Origin of the sequence: Cognatundibacterium luofuense (assembly GCF_018139685.1) — a bacterium.
In the GTDB taxonomy this organism is placed as follows: domain Bacteria; phylum Pseudomonadota; class Gammaproteobacteria; order Burkholderiales; family Burkholderiaceae_D; genus Undibacterium; species Undibacterium luofuense.
The window spans coordinates 86875-103403 of sequence record NZ_JAGSPN010000004.1 but is presented as its reverse complement, the minus strand read 5'-3'; the positions used below and the strand labels follow the sequence as shown (position 1 = coordinate 103403).

Here is a 16529-nt window from a genome sequence, read left to right as displayed (position 1 = left end):
TTCTCTCCAGGTTTCGGACGCTTACTCCCCGGGAATTGCTTCCTCCCGGGGATTTTTTATTGTCCCTGCAGCCAGACTAATTCTGACTCGGTAAATCCGGCCTGACGCCGTCCCTCCAGATTAAACGGCCCGCGCAAACGCGGTGCTTTATACCGTTCAGACAACACCGGATAGTAAGCCAGCGGGTCATGCCCTTCTTTCTGACACTGATAGTTGTACCAGCGGTTGCCAATCTCTACATGCCCGATTTCCTCTTCGTAAATCGTTTGCATGATCTCACCGGCCCGAATATCCCCCGCCTGTATCAGCTTTTGCCTCAGACCCGGCGTCACATCCAGCCCGCGCGCTTCCATCGTGCGCGGCACCAGTGCCAGACGTGCGGTCAGATCGGCTCTGGTTTTTTCTGCCATTTCCCACAAGCTGTTGTGCGCAGGGAAACTGCCATACGGGAATCCGAGGTCGCGCAAGTGTGCATTCAGCATACTAAAGTGCTTGGCTTCTTCGCGTGCGACTTTCATCCAGTCGGTATAAAACGGTAAAGGCATCTGTGGAAAACGCCAGATGATATCGAGCGCCAGATTGATCGCATTCATTTCGATATGCGCGAGCGCATGCAGCAGCACAGCGCGGCCTTCCGGCGTATGCATCGCACGCCGCCCTACTTTTCCCGGCGCTATCAGTTCCGGCTTATCCGGGCGACCGGGAATACCTTCAGGGCAGGCAAATTGCTGCGCAGGATCACAGGGCAGCGCTTCCGGCAGATTCAGCACAAAACGGGATTTGTCATCGGCATCACGGATCAGCAAACCTTGCAGCGCTGCTGCACGTAACTCGGCAGGTGTTTCGGGTAGATAATTTGTCATTCGGCGTAGAAAAACGATTTTGGCGGGCAGTAAAGTGGCGGCAGATGTAAAATACCGGTCTTTCGCAGCATTGCCCCGTTCAGTGCGCCACACCGGTCTGGTGAGACGCGACGCAAAACCCGCTATTTTACGGAAATTCCTATGCCAATCTACCAGTTGGGTCCGCATATCCCGCAAATTGATGACACTGCGTACATCACCGATACCGCCAAACTGATAGGCAAAGTGCAGATTGATGCACGCGCCAGTATCTGGTTTGACGTGACGATCCGTGGTGACAATGAGTTAATTCATATCGGTGAAAATTCCAACGTACAGGAATCCTGCGTATTGCATACCGATCCGGGTTATCCACTGACCGTCGGGCCGAATGTCACCATCGGCCATCAGGCTATGCTGCACGGCTGCACCATCGGCGAAGGTTCGCTGATTGGCATTCAGGCAGTGATTCTGAATGGCGCAAAAATCGGCAAAAACTGTCTGGTCGGTGCCGGTGCGCTGGTCACTGAAGGCAAAGAATTTCCGGACAATTCACTGATCATCGGTGCCCCAGCCAAAGCTGTACGTACCCTGACCGAAGCTGATCTGGCCGGTATGCAGCGCAATACCGCCAATTACGCAGAGCGTGGTCAGCTGTATAAAACTGAACTGAAACGCATAGATTAAGCCTGTGCCTCAGCGTTACCAACCCGGTTCCGGCTGTATGAACCGGGTTTTGTCGTTCTGCAGCATGCAAACGGCAATTTTTAGCAAGAAGAGATTATGAGCGATACATTACAAAAATTTATGTTTGAACACGCCGGTGTGCGTGGTGAATTCGTGGAATTGCAGGCGTCCTGGCAACAGATTCAGGAACATCAGCAATATCCGGCGCCGGTACGCAATCTGCTGGGTGAAATGATGGCAGCGGCTGCGCTGTTATCAGCCAATCTGAAGTTTAACGGCTCCATGATTCTGCAAGTACATGGCGACGGCCCGGTCAAACTGCTGGTCGTCGAATGTGATTCCCAGCTGCGCCTGCGCGGTACTGCCAAACTGCGTGAAGATGCGCCGATTGCCGATGATGCCACGCTGCATGATCTGGTGCACTCAGGCGGCAATGGCCGCTGCGTCATCACGCTTGATCCGGCGGACAAAGTGCCGGGCCAGCAAGCGTATCAGGGCATTGTGCCGCTGGACGGCGACGATATCGCGACGATTCTGGAAAACTATATGCTGCGTTCAGAACAGCTGGATACCAAGCTGTGGCTGGCGGCTGATCATCAGGTAGCACGCGGCTTGCTGCTGCAAAAACTGCCGCGCCACGGCGGCACACAGGCGCAGGTAGAAGATGAACAGCAGGCATGGAATCACGCTGCGATGCTGGGCGACACATTGCGTCGTGAAGAAATGCTGGAGCATGATATTCAGACGCTGATGCACCGCCTGTTCTGGGAAGAAACCCTGCGCGTCTTCGACCCGCTGCACCCTTCTTTCCACTGCACCTGCAGCCGCGAAAAAGTCGGCAACATGCTGAAAATGCTGGGCGCACAGGAAGTGGAAGCCGCGCTGGCAGACATGGGCAGTATCGAAGTGAAATGCGATTTCTGCGGCCAGAAACAGCAATTTGATGCTGTGGACTGCGCGCAATTATTCCTGCCTGCAGCAGCACCGGAAGCGACTGCAACTGACGCTGCCACACGTCACTGATGAATGGACTGATGCGCTGACGTTCTGAAATATCCGTTCGGGCATTATTCAGTCTCACCAACACGAAGGGCTGCCAGCAATGGCAGCCCTTTTTGCTGTCAGTTCAGCTCACGAAAATACCGCAGACCATGCAGAAATCGTCATTTACACTTTTCGGAGAGCCGGACTTTCTGCCGACGACCGCCGGATTGCCATGCTGAAATCCGCATTTAGCGCAATTTCCGTGCTCGCAAGCCGTTTTTGCGATCAGCGCAACGTCGCCTGAGTAGCTCGCCTATAACAAGCCATCCGCAAACGCTGACACCACCCTGACCGGATGTGGCGTACATAAGGCGGCGGAATAGCCGTGGAAAGTCTTCAACTCCTGCAAATACCAGTCCGTACCCAGTTGATATTCCCAGGCCGGAGCAACTTCCACCGCGCAAAAATCATCACGGATAAAAATCGCCTGCGGCGGCAATTGCAGCCCGAGTCCCGCATGTTTCATCAGCGCTTCTTTGGCAACCCAGTGCCGGTAAAACATGCTGATCTGTCCGGCTTCGCTCAGATTTGCCAGCCGTTGCTGTTCTGCGGGCTGCATCACAAACGGAATCAATTGCTGTAGGGCCGCAGCGCCGGCCTGATGCACTTCCAGATCAAGTCCCAGCGGACATGCGCCAACCGCCAGCATGCAGTACTGCCCCGCATGGCTGAGACTGAAATGCATACCGGAAGGATGCAGTAAGGCTGGTTTCCCCAGCGCGGAATACTGAAATTGCAGACTGGCCGGATCACAGTTCAGAGCATCGCCCAGTGCAATCCGCAAGCCTGCATGGGCGTGATCGAAACGCTCTGTTAAGGTAGCAAACCGCAATCGGCTGCGCCGCTGTTGCTCATGCGGATCAAACGACAGTCCGGCCAGTAAGGCGGGCCGGACTGCACGCCAGCAATAGACATGCACTGCCTCCATGCAGAATCAGAATCCTGCACGCAGTTGTAGATAGAACAGCTGATTATCTTTAAGCTGACCGAAAAAATGGCTGCGCGGCCCGAAATAACGCTCCGCACCACCTTGCAAATGCCAGCGGTCATCGAGTGCGTAATCCACTTTGGCGCGCCACAAACCGGCACGCTGCGGTGCCAGCATCACACCGCTGACTTCCGCCAGCAAACTGTCGTTCAGCTTGCGGGTAGCCAGGCGCCAGGTGAATCCGGTCTGCGATGCGCGGGTCTGGTTCTGGAATGCAGCCTGCTGCATTGCCAGTCTCTGCAACAGCGTATCAGGCAAGTCTGCCGGATCGCGCCAGTCCCTGACATGCTGCATCAGCAATTGCACACCCAGCGTGGTACTGCCGCCAAGCTCAGCTTCCGGCCCCGCCACCAGCATCCACTGATCGCGCTTTGGCTGCAACATCGCCACACTGTCCGCACTGACGCTGTCTGTATAGCGGCTGTACGCCGCTTCAGCGCGCCAGATCAGACCACCAGCCGTTGCACTCAGATCAGCGCCAAACACCGTCGCCTGCGCCGGACGCAGCAGCAATTGCAATCCTTGCGCCGTCATACTGACCCGGTTCAGCCCCGGCATCAGATCCGGCCCGCGCATGACGGACAGCGATGCATCCAGCCCTTCGCCGCTGTAATCCCATTTCAGCGCAAGCGCACGCTGGTGTTCAGCTTCCGCTTGTACCAGTTGAATACCCGTTACTTGCGGCAGTGGCAGACGATGACTGTTGAGCGCTGGCATCGCCGTCAGACTGAACTGACCTGCACTGCTGTTGAAGATCAGTTGCAACGCATTGCTACCGGTACGCTGATCGCTGTCTTCCGGTGTCAGCAAGCGGAAATCACGCGGACTCAGGTTATCGGTGGGATTCACACCATCAGCGCGCCCCCATGCCAGCAACTGACGGCCCAGACGCAGTTGCATATCACCTGCCTGATACCGCCAGTACAGCTCGCGCAGCGCACCATGTGCCGGTGCAGGCACAGAAACGTGCTGCGAAGATTGCTGACGGAGCCAGCCTTTCGCAAGAATCTGACCCGCATCACCGGCATCAACCTTCAGCTGACTCCAGAGCGACGCCTGCAGCAGACTGCCCTGATCACTGAGCAAGCGATCGCCGCTCCAGAACTCTGTGCGCAGCGAATGCTGATGATCCAGCGAAACACGGGATATAAATGATTCCGGAAATTCTGAAGATTTTGCGGACTTCGCTGAGACCGCAAGCCGTGCTGAATCGTCTGAACCGCTTGTATCTGCTATATCTGCTGCTTGCACAGGGAGTGCTGGCAGCGACATCAGCGCCGCTGCCAGCATACCCGCCATAGAAGTGTGCGGGAATGGCATCACTTCTCCAGCTCACGTGCAGTGAACAGCGATTCCGCCACATTCTGATCTGCTTTAAATTCCTGCAGACGAATGCTGGTTTTGTGACCAGTCTGGACGTTTTCCGCTTCCGACAGCATCGCTTGCCACTTACCGTTACTGCCTGCGGCACGGATCTCACTCTGAATAAATTTTTTCAGTAATTGTCCGCCTGCGTCATACGCTTCGCCCTTGCTGGCCACGAAATTATCTTTGCGTACCCAGCTGATACGGCGCGAATATCCGGTCTGGCTGGTAATTTGCGCAGTTTCAGGCAAGGACTCAATCACGTAATGCGCGACACCGTCGACATTTTCTTCGCGCAGGAGCTTATGCTTCCACTCATCGACTTTGTAGCCGATCACGTCTGCATAGCTGAAATCGGTTCCGACGAAAGCATCTTTTTTATTGGATGCAGATAAGCGGCGAACTTTGCCCAGTGCTGGCAGATAAATCCACATATCATCGTCTGCACCGCTGCGTTCAATCAGCAGGCTGGCAGTGCCTTTGATGTCGGCCGGTGCATTGAAACGCACCAGACGCATATTGTCATTGCCGTTTGCCTGCAAGCGAGTGTAGCCGGTGGTTTTGCGAACACGGGTGGAACCGTCTTTCGCTGTCAGGGTAAAAGTTGCCTCCGCCACAGAATCTCTGACCTTGGTTGCCGCCAGATTTTTACGCATGATTTCTGCCGGCGTCAGTGTTTCTGCATGTGCCATTCTGGCGACGGACAGCAACAAAGCCGATCCCAGACCCAGCGCAATCAGCAATTGCCACCACGGACGCTGACGATGCGATTCAAAAATAAAGCGCGGTTTCATCATCAGCAGCGTACCCGGCACCAGTGTCAGCGAAGCCCAGGCACTGACCACCATCGCCAGTACGATAAACAGCGACAACCATTTATGTACGTTATAACCGAACGACAGTGCCAGCACACCGTAACCACCAGCCACTGCGGTTGCCACAAACAACGCTGCTTTTCCGGCTGTTGCCAGTGTTTCACGGGTGGCGGTTGCATCATCCTGTCCTGATGCAACTTGCTCACGCATGCGGTACAGCAGATAAATCGCATAATCAGCACCGATACCTACGGCCATCGCTGAAATCAGTGAGTTAGGAATATTCAGCGGAATACCGAACATCCCCATCACACCGAACACCGCGGCCACAGCCATCACCAGTGGCAACAGAACGATGAAACCGGCAGTGAATGAACGGAATGCCAGTGCGGACACAACGAAAATAGCCAGCGCAATCTGTACGATATTCAGAATTTTGCCTTTAACCATGGTATCGGTCAGTGCAATGGTCTGTGCCACATCGCCACCGAAACTGACTTTAATATCAGGACCGAAGGCTTTCTGCGTATGAGCCTGCAGATTGTTAACTAATTGCTTAATATAAGCATTAGAACCCGTTTTCAGCAGAATCGTGATCTTACCGGCTTTGTACTGGGTATCGACTACAGAGTCAAAATCACCCGGTTCACCCGAAATCGAATACAGCAGCAAATACTGAGAAATCAGTTCGCGCGATTCCGGCAACTGATCAAACTGTGCCTGATCAGCATGCATCGCCCGGTTCATGCGCTTCAGATAGTCCACGATGGACAGGGTTTTACCAACGTACTCCTGACTTTCCGCATAGCGTTGTGTGCTTTCAATCGCCTTCAGTACGGCCGGATCTTTCAGTGTATCTTCAGATTTTCCCTCGACCATGATGTACAGGCTGTTGGTACCACCAAGCTGACGATTGAGGAAATCATCATCTTTTTGCACCGTCAGATCTTCTGCGAAGAAGTTTTTGGTCGCGTTATCGACCACCACTTTATTCATGCCAACACCAAATACCACCAGCAACGCTGCGAGGCTGGCGAACACGATGTTACGGCGCGCCGGTGAAATCACCTGCTCTGCAATCCAGCGCGGGATGCGGTCCCAGATACGCAGTTTTTTCTCGGTTGCGCGGTCGGCGTCACTCGGTGGTTTCAGCATAGAGCGCACGGCCGGAATGAAGGTCATTTCAAGTACCACTGCACTCAATACGCCGCTGCCGGTGAAGATACCGAATGCACGAATCGATTCAATCTCAAACACCAGCAATGAGAAAAACCCGAGTGCAGCGACGCCACCAGCGATCATCATGACCGGCCCGACACCTGCCAGCGACCGAATCACCGCCTCGCGGTTTGCCGCCACCGGCGACATATTCTCGATCTTGCGTAACAGTTCGTACTCTTCGTAATAACGTTTTAACAGCTGCACCGCGTGACCGGCAGCAATTGCGAGAATCAAAATCGGTGTCGGCGAGTTAAAAATATCCATTTGCTGACCGGACATACCCATCATGCCGGTTGCCCACATCACTGCCATCAGCGCAGTTACCAGCGGAAGAATCAAGCCCTGCTTGGTACGAAATGCTTCAAAATGCAGTAAGCCGATCACAAGCAGCGCAATCGGGAACAGAATATTAATGCGTTCAGCAAATTTTTCCGTTTGGTCCAGATAGACAGGATTGCCGCCGAAGGTCACGACAACATCTTTACCGGCCTCTGCTTCAACAACTGCTTTGACGGGTTCGACCATTTTCTGAAAGCCGTCAGAACGCTCTTTCAGCTCCACCATAATGGCAGCCGTTTTATAGTCAGCAGAAACAACCGTTTGCTGATACACCGGATTCGCAGCCAGCGCCGCTTTCATTTGTGCAATTTCGTCCGGGCTCAGTCTGGTTTTTTCCAGCAGAGGTTTCACTTCCAGTCCGTCATCCACGCCGCGAATTGCTTTTGCCGGACGTGCTGCCAGACTCAGCAAGGTACTTTTATTCACACCTTCCAGTGTTTCCAGTTTTCGCGTGATGCGCTCCACACTTTCCAGCACAGCGGGCTGAAACACATCACCCTCGCGTGCAGAAATACCAATCAGCATCAGATATTTTGAACCGAAGACCTTATCGACATGATTGGTTGCCTGAATGTACGGGTGTCCCTGCGGTGCAAGGGTTGCCGGGTCAATAATGACTTTGAGTCCGGCACCGAAAAATCCCAGCACCCCGGTCACCACCAGCGTGACAGCGATCACCGCAATGCGGTATCGCAACAGCCATTGAGCGTAGCGTGTCATGATTTCCTTTTTGAAGAAATTCGTTGATATTGAATAATTGAGTCTTTCTGGCCGGTGCTTATAACCGGCAAATCAGACAATTCCAGTAAATGACCCTAAAGTCATTTACTGGCAACGGAAGTATAAACAGGGGATTCCGGAACCGGATAGACGAACTGCAACAGCGAATTGTGCCGATGTGGCACAGTATCTTTTTACGCTGATGCTTACCTCAGATTCCGTACCGTACTGCTGATTGCCGGAAGTTATGCGGCAAGTAAGCGGTCCAGCGTGATGAAGTCTTTTTCGATCTGGCTGACCAGTACTTTTCGTAAGATCGACGCAGGCAGAATGCCGAAAAATTTTCCGGGTTCAGCGGCGAAATGCCAGTGGATACGGGTATGCTGACCGTCTGCCTCGAAGCGATATTGCCCTTTGTAATAAAACGGGCCGTCCAGCACTTCAAATGCATAGGAACTTTCCGGCTGCACTTCCAGAATACGCGCGCGAAAGTCCATTTTGCGGCCCAGAAAACTGAACTTGATACTGTATTCCGCACCCGCTGCCGGCTGTGGTGCATGTAACTGTGCATCGACACAAGAGCCTTGCCATATTTTGTCATTTGCCGGATTCGACAAATACGCAAACACACGGCTGCAAGGTGCTTTCAGCACGTAGTTTGTTTCCGCTTCGATCAGCTGACGCTGCATCGCTTTCTCTGTACTGCTCATACTAAAAAACCTTCCATTGCTGCATTAGGATAAAAACGCTCGATCTCTGCGGCGACTGCTTTTGCCTGCGGCGCGTACATGATGGAATTGTGATCGCCGGGTAAATCAATCTGCGTCAGCGATGTACTGATCAGTTCCGACCATCCGAGATCAGGGCCGAAATCTTCTTTTTCATCCTGTGCTTTGATCAGTAATGCGGGAATCTCTTCACCATCCGGGAAGTAAGTCTGCAAGGCGATCCCGTTCCCGATGTAGACCTCAAAATAGCGTTGCAACTGCTCCGCATCCGCATCAACCGGCAGCACAGCGATTTCTTTCGCGCAATTCAGGACATATGTGAACATCTGGTCCGGCTCGAGCTGGCGCAGGGTTTCCGGTGAGATCGTCAGTGTTTTATTGAAAGGCGCCGCCAGATCTCTGGCAAACCACGATAGTAAAGTCGCGTCATCGGCATCAGAAGGAACATTGGCAGGAACCGGTGCACGGGAATCGATCAGGAAAATACCTCTGACCTGCTCTCCCGCAGCCCGTAACTGACGGGCTGCTTCATAGGCGATAACTCCGCCAAAACACCAGCCGCCCAGCAAATACGGTCCATGCGCCTGAGTTGCGCGCAAATCCCGCAAATACCGCGCAGCCATGTCTTCCACGGTGACATCAGCCTCTCCTGTCTGTTCCAGACCAGGTGACTGAAACGCAATCACAGGGCGGGCTGCATTCAGATGCCGGTTCAGTTCGAGATAGCAAAACACATTGCCGCCGATAGGATGGAACATCCATACGGGCTGCACCTGTGTGCCCGGACGCAGGGTAATCACGCTGCCTTTGGTGACGCTGTTTTCTCCGCGGATATACGCAGCCAGCGCAGCGACCGTCGAAAACTGAATCAGGTTACCCACGGCAATTTCTGCACCGAAAGTTTCTTTGATGCTGGCAACCAGTCGTACAGCCAGCAAAGAATGCCCGCCCATTGCAAAAAAGTCGTCATGAATACCGACCTCCGCGAGGCCAAGACATTCCGCGAAAATCCGTGCAAGCTGAATTTCTGTCGCATCACGTGGTTCAGCAAAATTACCTGCTGCAACTGTTACCTGCGGTGCAGGCAAAGCATGCCGGTTAATCTTCCCGCTGATCGTCAGCGGGAATGAAGGCATAAACACATAAGCTGATGGAATCATGTAACCGGGAAGAACCGCACGCAAAGCCGTGCTGATACTTTCAGCGGGAATAGCTTCCCCTGTCAGATACGCCACCAATCGCAGATCACGCGGTTTATCTTCCCGGACAATGACAAATGCATTGCGCCCGGGGTACAGGCGACCCAGAACATGTTCAATCTCTCCGGTTTCTATTCTGTAGCCACGCAGCTTGACCTGAAAATCGAGCCGCCCCAGATGCTCAGGCTGGCCGTCAAAGCGTATGCGGGCACGGTCACCGGTTTTGTATAAACGCCCTTCAGATTCCAGACCCGGAATAATGCGGAAACGATCCGCCGTCAGTTCCGGCATGTTTCTGTAAGCTTTAGCCAGCCCTTCTCCGCCAATCCAGAGTTCCCCGGGAACTCCGCGCGGAACAGGTACGCCATCCTGATCAAGAATCAGCATCACGGTGTTCAGCACAGGCTGACCTATCGTGATATTGCTATCCGTAACCCGTGCAGCAGATGACCAGACCGTTGTTTCTGTCGGCCCGTAAAGATTCCAGACTTCCTTTCCCCTTGCTAGCAATAAGCTCGCCAGACTTGCGTCCAGTGCATCGCCACCGCTGAGGATGCGCATATCACTTTTCCCCTGCCAGCCGGCATCTGTCAGCATGCGCCATGTTGCCGGTGTGGCCTGCATCAGCGTAACTGGCTCCTGTTCCAGAATCGCCATCAACAGTGCAGGTTGTGCAGCCGTGTCCCGGTCTGTAATGCGTACACTCGCACCCTGAGTCAGCGGAAGAAATAATTCGAGTAAAGAAATATCAAACGCGGTTGTGGTCACTGCCAGCAAACGATCTTGTGCTGACATTGGAAACAGCGCCTGCATTCCCAGCATAAAATTCAGCAAAGAGCGGTGACCGACTTCGACACCTTTCGGCTTTCCGGTAGAGCCGGAAGTGAACAGAATGTAAGCCGTTTGCTGCTGTGCTGACGAATTGCTTTCTGAGATCAGCAAAGCTGGATCTGAAGTGGCGCTGAGTATGTCTTCGGTCAGAAGTACCGGAACACCGCCAGCAGACAACAGATGTTGCGAAACATCGGTAATGATAAGTGCGAGTCCGGCCTCTTCGGCAATTGCCGTCAGACGTTCCGCCGGAAATGACGGTTCCAGTGGAACATACGCGCACCCGGCCAGCCAGCAACCAAGGATGCTGGTAACGGTAGTCACTCCGCGCTGCAAACACAAGCCAATCATTGCGCCGGGAGCCGTACCTGCGGCAACGATTTGATTGCGGAATAAAACTGCCTGCTGCCACATATCACTGTAATTCAATGCAACAGCCTGATCGCGCAGCGCTATGCTTTCAGGTGTGCGGACACACTGTTCAGCAATCAATTGCAACAGGGTCAGATCCGGTATTTTTCTTTCGGGGCCACTCAGACGCGACATACTGCCGGTATCCGAAGCAGATGCGGCGATACGCGAAGTCAGCGAGTCATTGCGCACAACAGCAGATGCGATTTCCTGCAGGCGGGCGGTAAATTCTCCGGCGAATTCTTGACTGAATAAGAGGTCGTTGTATTTGAATGTTCCGGCAAAACACTGATCTTTCTCGCCTCCCATTTCCAGCAGAATTTCCTGCTGCCCTTCCTGTTGCGGCACATAAAAAGGACTGAGCCGGAATTCACCGTGCTCAATGCATACGTCTGCAGGCTGAGCAAGAAAGAAGTCGGCAAACTCTGCCAGCAAAGGCAAGCGTTCCCACGAAAAACCAATCTGTGCCAGCGGTGTGTAGCTCGGATCACGCTGGGGTGCGAGTTCTTCGACCAGCCAGTTGAACGGGCATTGCTGATAGCGCAGTCCATCAATCACATGTTTTCTGACCTGTGCCAGCAAATCGGCAAACGTCATATCCGCAGAAAAGCTGGCACGTAATGGCAAAGTGTTGACGAAATGCCCCAGCATGGCACGTTGTGCACGCTCTGTGCGGCCTGCAACCGGCGACGCAACGACAAAATCTTCGCTGCCGGAAAAACGCTGAAGGGTGAAGAAAAATACTGACAGCATCACCATGAATGGCGTTGCCGCATGCTTTTGAGCAAGCTTACGGATGCCATCGCTGACATCGCGGTCCAGCATGAATGGTAAAGACTTGCCCCGGTACACCTGAACTGCAGGTCGCGGGAAATCAGTCACCAGATCATGTACCGGAGGAACGCCGTTCAGCTGAGTATGCCAGTATTTGATCCAGGAAGATTGCTTTTCAGGTGCAGCAATCATGGCTTCCTGCGCCTTTGCATAATTCAGATAGCCATTTCCATCAGGGTACAGATTGCCGGAGCTGGCAAGACCCAGTCTGGAAGCTGTTTCCTGCAGCAACAAGCCTAAGGACCAGAAATCCAGCAATGCATGGTGTACTGCCAGAACCAGCAGGCAGGAATCCGAATCACGACGCAACAGGTGTACGCGCCACAAAGGAGTCTGTGCCAGACTGAATGGTGCAGAAGACAATGCGCGGGCATGTTCACGCAATGCGGTCTCATCCAGACCTGAAACATCGTGTTCGAGCACGACAGGCTGAATGGTTTCATACAATTGCATGCACGGGCCTTCCTGATCGGCAGGCATGGCACAGCGCAATACAGGAAAATCTGACGCCAGCTGATGTAAGAATGTCGTAACGCTTGCGCCGGATACGTGTTGACCATCGATCTGAATACTGAAAATCAGATTATATGCACCACAATCCGGGGCGATATTTTGAATAAACCACAGACCGCGCTGCTCAAAAGCAAGCGGAATTCTTTTTTCAGCCGTATTCTCTGCCTGCGCGAAATCACGGTTGGTTTGCAGCTTTGTATCCTCATTCATGCGGTCAAGCCTTCACCCTGCACTTTTCCGGCCAGCATACCTTCGAGATGCGCAGCGAGCGCATCAATTGTCGGGCAATCCCACAACAGGGTCGATGGCAGTTCAATATGAAAAGCCTCTTCCAGTTCGCCTGCAATCGTCAGTGCAGCGATCGAATCCAGACCATAGGAAGTCAGTGCTTCATCTGCGCGAATTTCCGAAAGATTCAGTCTCAGCTCTTTAGCGAGCAGATTGCTGATTAATTCTGTCAGTGCCTGTTTATCTGTTCCTGCTTGCATAACATCATTCCCGAAAATAAATAATTAACTGATTTGTTCTGTTTGTCCGTCCCTGGCCAACTGCCACGGAATCAGTGAAAACATGTGCGATTGCTTGTACTGATGAAGAAGTTGCCCGAACAGCAGCTCCGTATGGGCAGTTTGCAAACCTCCGGTATGAAAGTCAGGCACACCACCACGTTCCAGAATCGCCAGCAACCAGACACCGTCATTAGCAAAATCATTCAGGCGTCCACGGTTACAGATCCAGAATCCGAGTGCGCAGATACAAGAGTGGATCGCACAGTAACGTTCGGCAAAAGCAAACTGTTGCGGTGAGTTGCGCTCACCCCGCACAACTTCGGTGCTGAGTATTTCCGCTTCGAGCTGCTCCAGGCGCTGCAGCAGTTTTTGCGCATGGGTAATAATCTTTTTGGTCGTAACACATTGCGGACGTCCGGTGCTTTCTGTCTGAAGCACCGAAATGAGTTGGGGAAGACACTCCGCAACAGCATCCCGCCCACGCCCGTGTAACTCAAAACTATCAAACGGGAACGGTGGCAACGCAGCCTGCAAATCAAATAAGCAGCGGATTTCGTCGTCTGAAATTTTTCCGGCGTTTAACGCACGGCTCTTTGCAATTCCCGGCAGAAGCGTAGCCAGACTGTCGAGACAAATGATGCTGCTGCCATCAAATACAGAAACGATTGCGCCATCGCGCAGAAACTTTTGGAATATTCCGTCGCAATGCTCTTCGCGCATGAAATAGCGTGCCCCCAGCAACGACGCGAGTTTCTGGCAGGCGAAATCAACCAGATAAGTACATTGCACCTTGGCGACGCTGGACCAGGATGAGAATTGCCTCGGGAATAAGTGCAAACCACGCGCGGAAATCACAGAAACCGTTTCAGCCAGTAACTGGGAAAGGTAAGCATTCGCCAGCGTTTCGCGGGTATGCGGCAATTCGCTCATACGGCCGTTATACAATTGCCGCTCCAGTGCAAACTGCATCACCAGCCTCAGTGCGGAATCTCCGACCCCAAGCGAAAGCGCGGTACAGAATGTACGGGTAATCTGAAACCCTTTCAGGGCCAGCTCCAGACCGTGCCCCTCCTGCCCTATTCTCGCGGATTCAGGCATGCGGGCGTTCTTAAAACCAACGCCGCTGATATCGCAGCCACGCAAACCATGTGTTTTCACCCGTGGAAGATGGTAGTACTGACGACAATCCAGTTCGCGTTTATTAACAATAAATAAGGAATGATTTCGCAGGCTTTGGTCTTTCTTCACCTTAGCCAGCAGGACTAAAAATCCGGAACGGGTTGCACGGTTTATCGGCCATTTTTCACCGTTCAGCTGGTATGAGCCATCTGCCTGCGGCTCGGCTGTCAGTTCATTCGCAATCAGATCTGCGCCATGCGTTTTTTCAGAATACGCCAGACATGGAAACTCGCCTGTCTCCAGCACCCATTTGGCAATTTTCTGTTTTTGCTCATGGTTACCACCTATCCAGGCAAGCATGGTCCACAGCATCGTGCTGTAACTGACGGCTACCGACATATTCCGGCGTGCAAGCACACGACCGAGTGCAACAAAGGCTTCTGCAGATACAAAGCGTCCGCCCAGCTGTTCAGGCACATAGACCTGATGCAAACCCAAATTGTGTAAGCGGCTTACTTCAGCTTCCGGAAAAGCATCGGCTTCATCCAGCTTCATCGCAGTCGCGCGTGAGAACAAATTGCTGCTCAATGCCGGATCACCGAATTGCTGATCCAGTTGTGCTGCTAACTGATACTGATCATGCATCATTACGCGCTCCTGTCTGCATCTGACTCAGATTTTCCTCCAGTAATGCAAGCTCCCCGGCCTGCCAGCGTTTTCTGGTTTGCAGACGCTGAATTTTTCCGCTGGAAGTTTTTGAGATTTCGCCTGCAGCGACGAGCACCAGCTGATCAATTTGTAATTGATGGTGTTTAGAAATGGCATCGCGAATAATGGCTTTCAGAAAATCCTGCCCTTCGCGGTATTTGCGATCAATTTCCACGACCATTACCAGTTGTTCGGCATCTGCAAGATCCGCCGAAAATGCAGCCACGCCTTGTGCACGAATAGCCGGATGAAGTCCGTTCACCGTTTTTTCCAGATCGTGCGGATAATGATTCTGTCCCCGCAAAATAATCAGATCTTTAATCCGGCCAGTCACGTATAAATGCTGCTCCTGCATCACGCCGAGGTCGCCACTGCGTAACCACGGTGTCGCATCACCTGCCAGATGATTATGGAAAGCATCGCGGGTATCCTCCGGCCGCTCCCAGTATCCGGCAGCGACGGTGGCGCCGGAAATCCATATTTCACCGACCTGACCATCGGGCAAAACCTGCAAGGAGTCCGGATGCACCACCGCAACGCGCACTTCCGGATTCGCTCTTCCGCTACTGACCAGATCAGTACTGTCTTCCGGACTGACAGGCTGACTGATATAGCCCTGACTCAATGCTGTGCGCGAAACGGCGATACTATGAACGCCTTCCTGAAACGCCATCCCCGTCACGAACAGCGTGGTTTCTGCCATACCGTAACAAGGCATAAATGCTGTTGAACGAAAGCCGGCAGGTGCAAAGGTTTCTGAGAAGGCTCTGAGCGTTTCTGCGCGCACAGGCTCCGCACCGTTGCCGGCAACCTGCCATGTGCTCAGATCGAGGGTTTCTACAATTTCGGGGCGTGCGCGTTTCACGCAGTGTTCGTAGCCGAAATTCGGCCCGGCGCTGTGGGTTGCTCCGAATTTAGTGATCGCTTCCAGCCAGCGCATCGGCCGCTGAAGAAAAGTTGCAGGTGACATCAGATGCACAGGAAATCCGGTGTACATCGGCTGCAAAATACCGCCAATCAGGCCCATGTCATGATAAGGAGGCAACCAGATCACACCGACTGACTCGCGGTTGCACGCCATATTTCTGGCAATCATCCGGGAGTTCGTGATCAGGTGATCATGCGTCAGCATGACACCCTTCGGAACACCGGTTGATCCTGATGTGTACTGGAGCACTGCCAGCGAATCCGGCCTTAATTCAGGGCGCTTCCACTCACTTTCGGGTAATAAATGCTCATCATCGCTTGCCAGCGTTTTCAGTCCTGATTGCATCAGCGCTTGCCATGCAGCATCCTGCAATTGCAATACTACCTGACGGGTAGACATCAATACAGAGGCGTTTGCACTTTGTGTTACCTGCAATACACGCTCATAAGATGCATTCATTCGCGGCGCGTAGACTGGTACCGCAATCATTCCTGCATAAAAACAGGACATCAGTGCACAGATGTAATCTGCACCGGGTTGAAACAACAGCACAACACGATCACCTGCTTTTGCCATTTGCTGCAAATTAGCGGCGATACTGCGCGATTTCCGGTCAAGCTCTGCATAGGTGATCAGCACTTCATCATCGAGTACATTGCCGATAAAACCAAATGCCGTATTATCCGGTGACTCGTCCACCCTGCTCTCCAATAACTCGAGCCAGTTTT

At 53.0% G+C, this 16529-nt stretch carries 11 protein-coding genes; 2 read left to right on the top strand and 9 right to left on the bottom strand.

Annotated elements, in window-relative coordinates; genetic code table 11:
* Window positions 1-56: 56 nt before the first annotated feature.
* Window positions 57-863, bottom strand: a complete 807-nt coding sequence (locus KDM89_RS07255; RefSeq protein WP_212687282.1) for a ferritin-like domain-containing protein — start codon at window positions 861-863, stop codon at window positions 57-59.
* A gap of 141 nt (window positions 864-1004) precedes the next feature.
* Between KDM89_RS07255 and KDM89_RS07250 the strand changes: the two genes are divergently transcribed.
* Both KDM89_RS07250 and hslO read left to right on the top strand, forming a co-directional pair.
* On the top strand, window positions 1005-1529 hold the full coding sequence (locus tag KDM89_RS07250) for a gamma carbonic anhydrase family protein (protein WP_189355242.1): 525 nt from the start codon (window positions 1005-1007) through the stop codon (window positions 1527-1529).
* A gap of 96 nt (window positions 1530-1625) precedes the next feature.
* Window positions 1626-2552, top strand: a complete 927-nt coding sequence (hslO, locus tag KDM89_RS07245) for an Hsp33 family molecular chaperone HslO (protein ID WP_212687281.1) — start codon at window positions 1626-1628, stop codon at window positions 2550-2552.
* 274 nt (window positions 2553-2826) lie between these two features.
* On the opposite strand, the gene KDM89_RS07240 is transcribed toward hslO, so the two are convergent.
* From KDM89_RS07240 to KDM89_RS07205, 8 genes are all read right to left on the bottom strand, one after another.
* Window positions 2827-3501: a 4'-phosphopantetheinyl transferase family protein gene (locus tag KDM89_RS07240; RefSeq protein WP_212687280.1), complete on the bottom strand. Its 675-nt coding sequence runs from the start codon at window positions 3499-3501 to the stop codon at window positions 2827-2829.
* Between the two features lie 6 nt (window positions 3502-3507).
* Window positions 3508-4881: a hypothetical protein gene (locus KDM89_RS07235; protein WP_212687279.1), complete on the bottom strand. Its 1374-nt coding sequence runs from the start codon at window positions 4879-4881 to the stop codon at window positions 3508-3510.
* Complete coding sequence (locus KDM89_RS07230; RefSeq protein ID WP_212687278.1) at window positions 4881-8021, bottom strand: outer membrane lipoprotein-sorting protein; 3141 nt, start codon at window positions 8019-8021, stop codon at window positions 4881-4883. The genes KDM89_RS07235 and KDM89_RS07230 overlap by 1 nt, the downstream gene beginning before the upstream one ends.
* Window positions 8022-8266: 245 nt before the next feature.
* Window positions 8267-8731: an SRPBCC family protein gene (locus KDM89_RS07225; protein ID WP_212687277.1), complete on the bottom strand. Its 465-nt coding sequence runs from the start codon at window positions 8729-8731 to the stop codon at window positions 8267-8269.
* On the bottom strand, window positions 8728-12747 hold the full coding sequence (locus tag KDM89_RS07220) for a non-ribosomal peptide synthetase (RefSeq protein WP_212687276.1): 4020 nt from the start codon (window positions 12745-12747) through the stop codon (window positions 8728-8730). Before KDM89_RS07220 ends, KDM89_RS07225 begins: the two co-directional genes overlap by 4 nt.
* Window positions 12744-13025 (bottom strand): acyl carrier protein, encoded by a 282-nt coding sequence (locus KDM89_RS07215; RefSeq protein ID WP_212687275.1) that lies wholly within the window; start codon window positions 13023-13025, stop codon window positions 12744-12746. Before KDM89_RS07215 ends, KDM89_RS07220 begins: the two co-directional genes overlap by 4 nt.
* Window positions 13026-13049: 24 nt before the next feature.
* The gene (locus KDM89_RS07210; RefSeq protein ID WP_212687274.1) at window positions 13050-14813 is read right to left on the bottom strand and encodes an acyl-CoA dehydrogenase family protein; all 1764 of its coding nucleotides are present in this window, start codon (window positions 14811-14813) and stop codon (window positions 13050-13052) included.
* Complete coding sequence (locus KDM89_RS07205; RefSeq protein ID WP_212687273.1) at window positions 14803-16500, bottom strand: fatty acyl-AMP ligase; 1698 nt, start codon at window positions 16498-16500, stop codon at window positions 14803-14805. Before KDM89_RS07205 ends, KDM89_RS07210 begins: the two co-directional genes overlap by 11 nt.
* Window positions 16501-16529 lie beyond the last annotated feature (29 nt).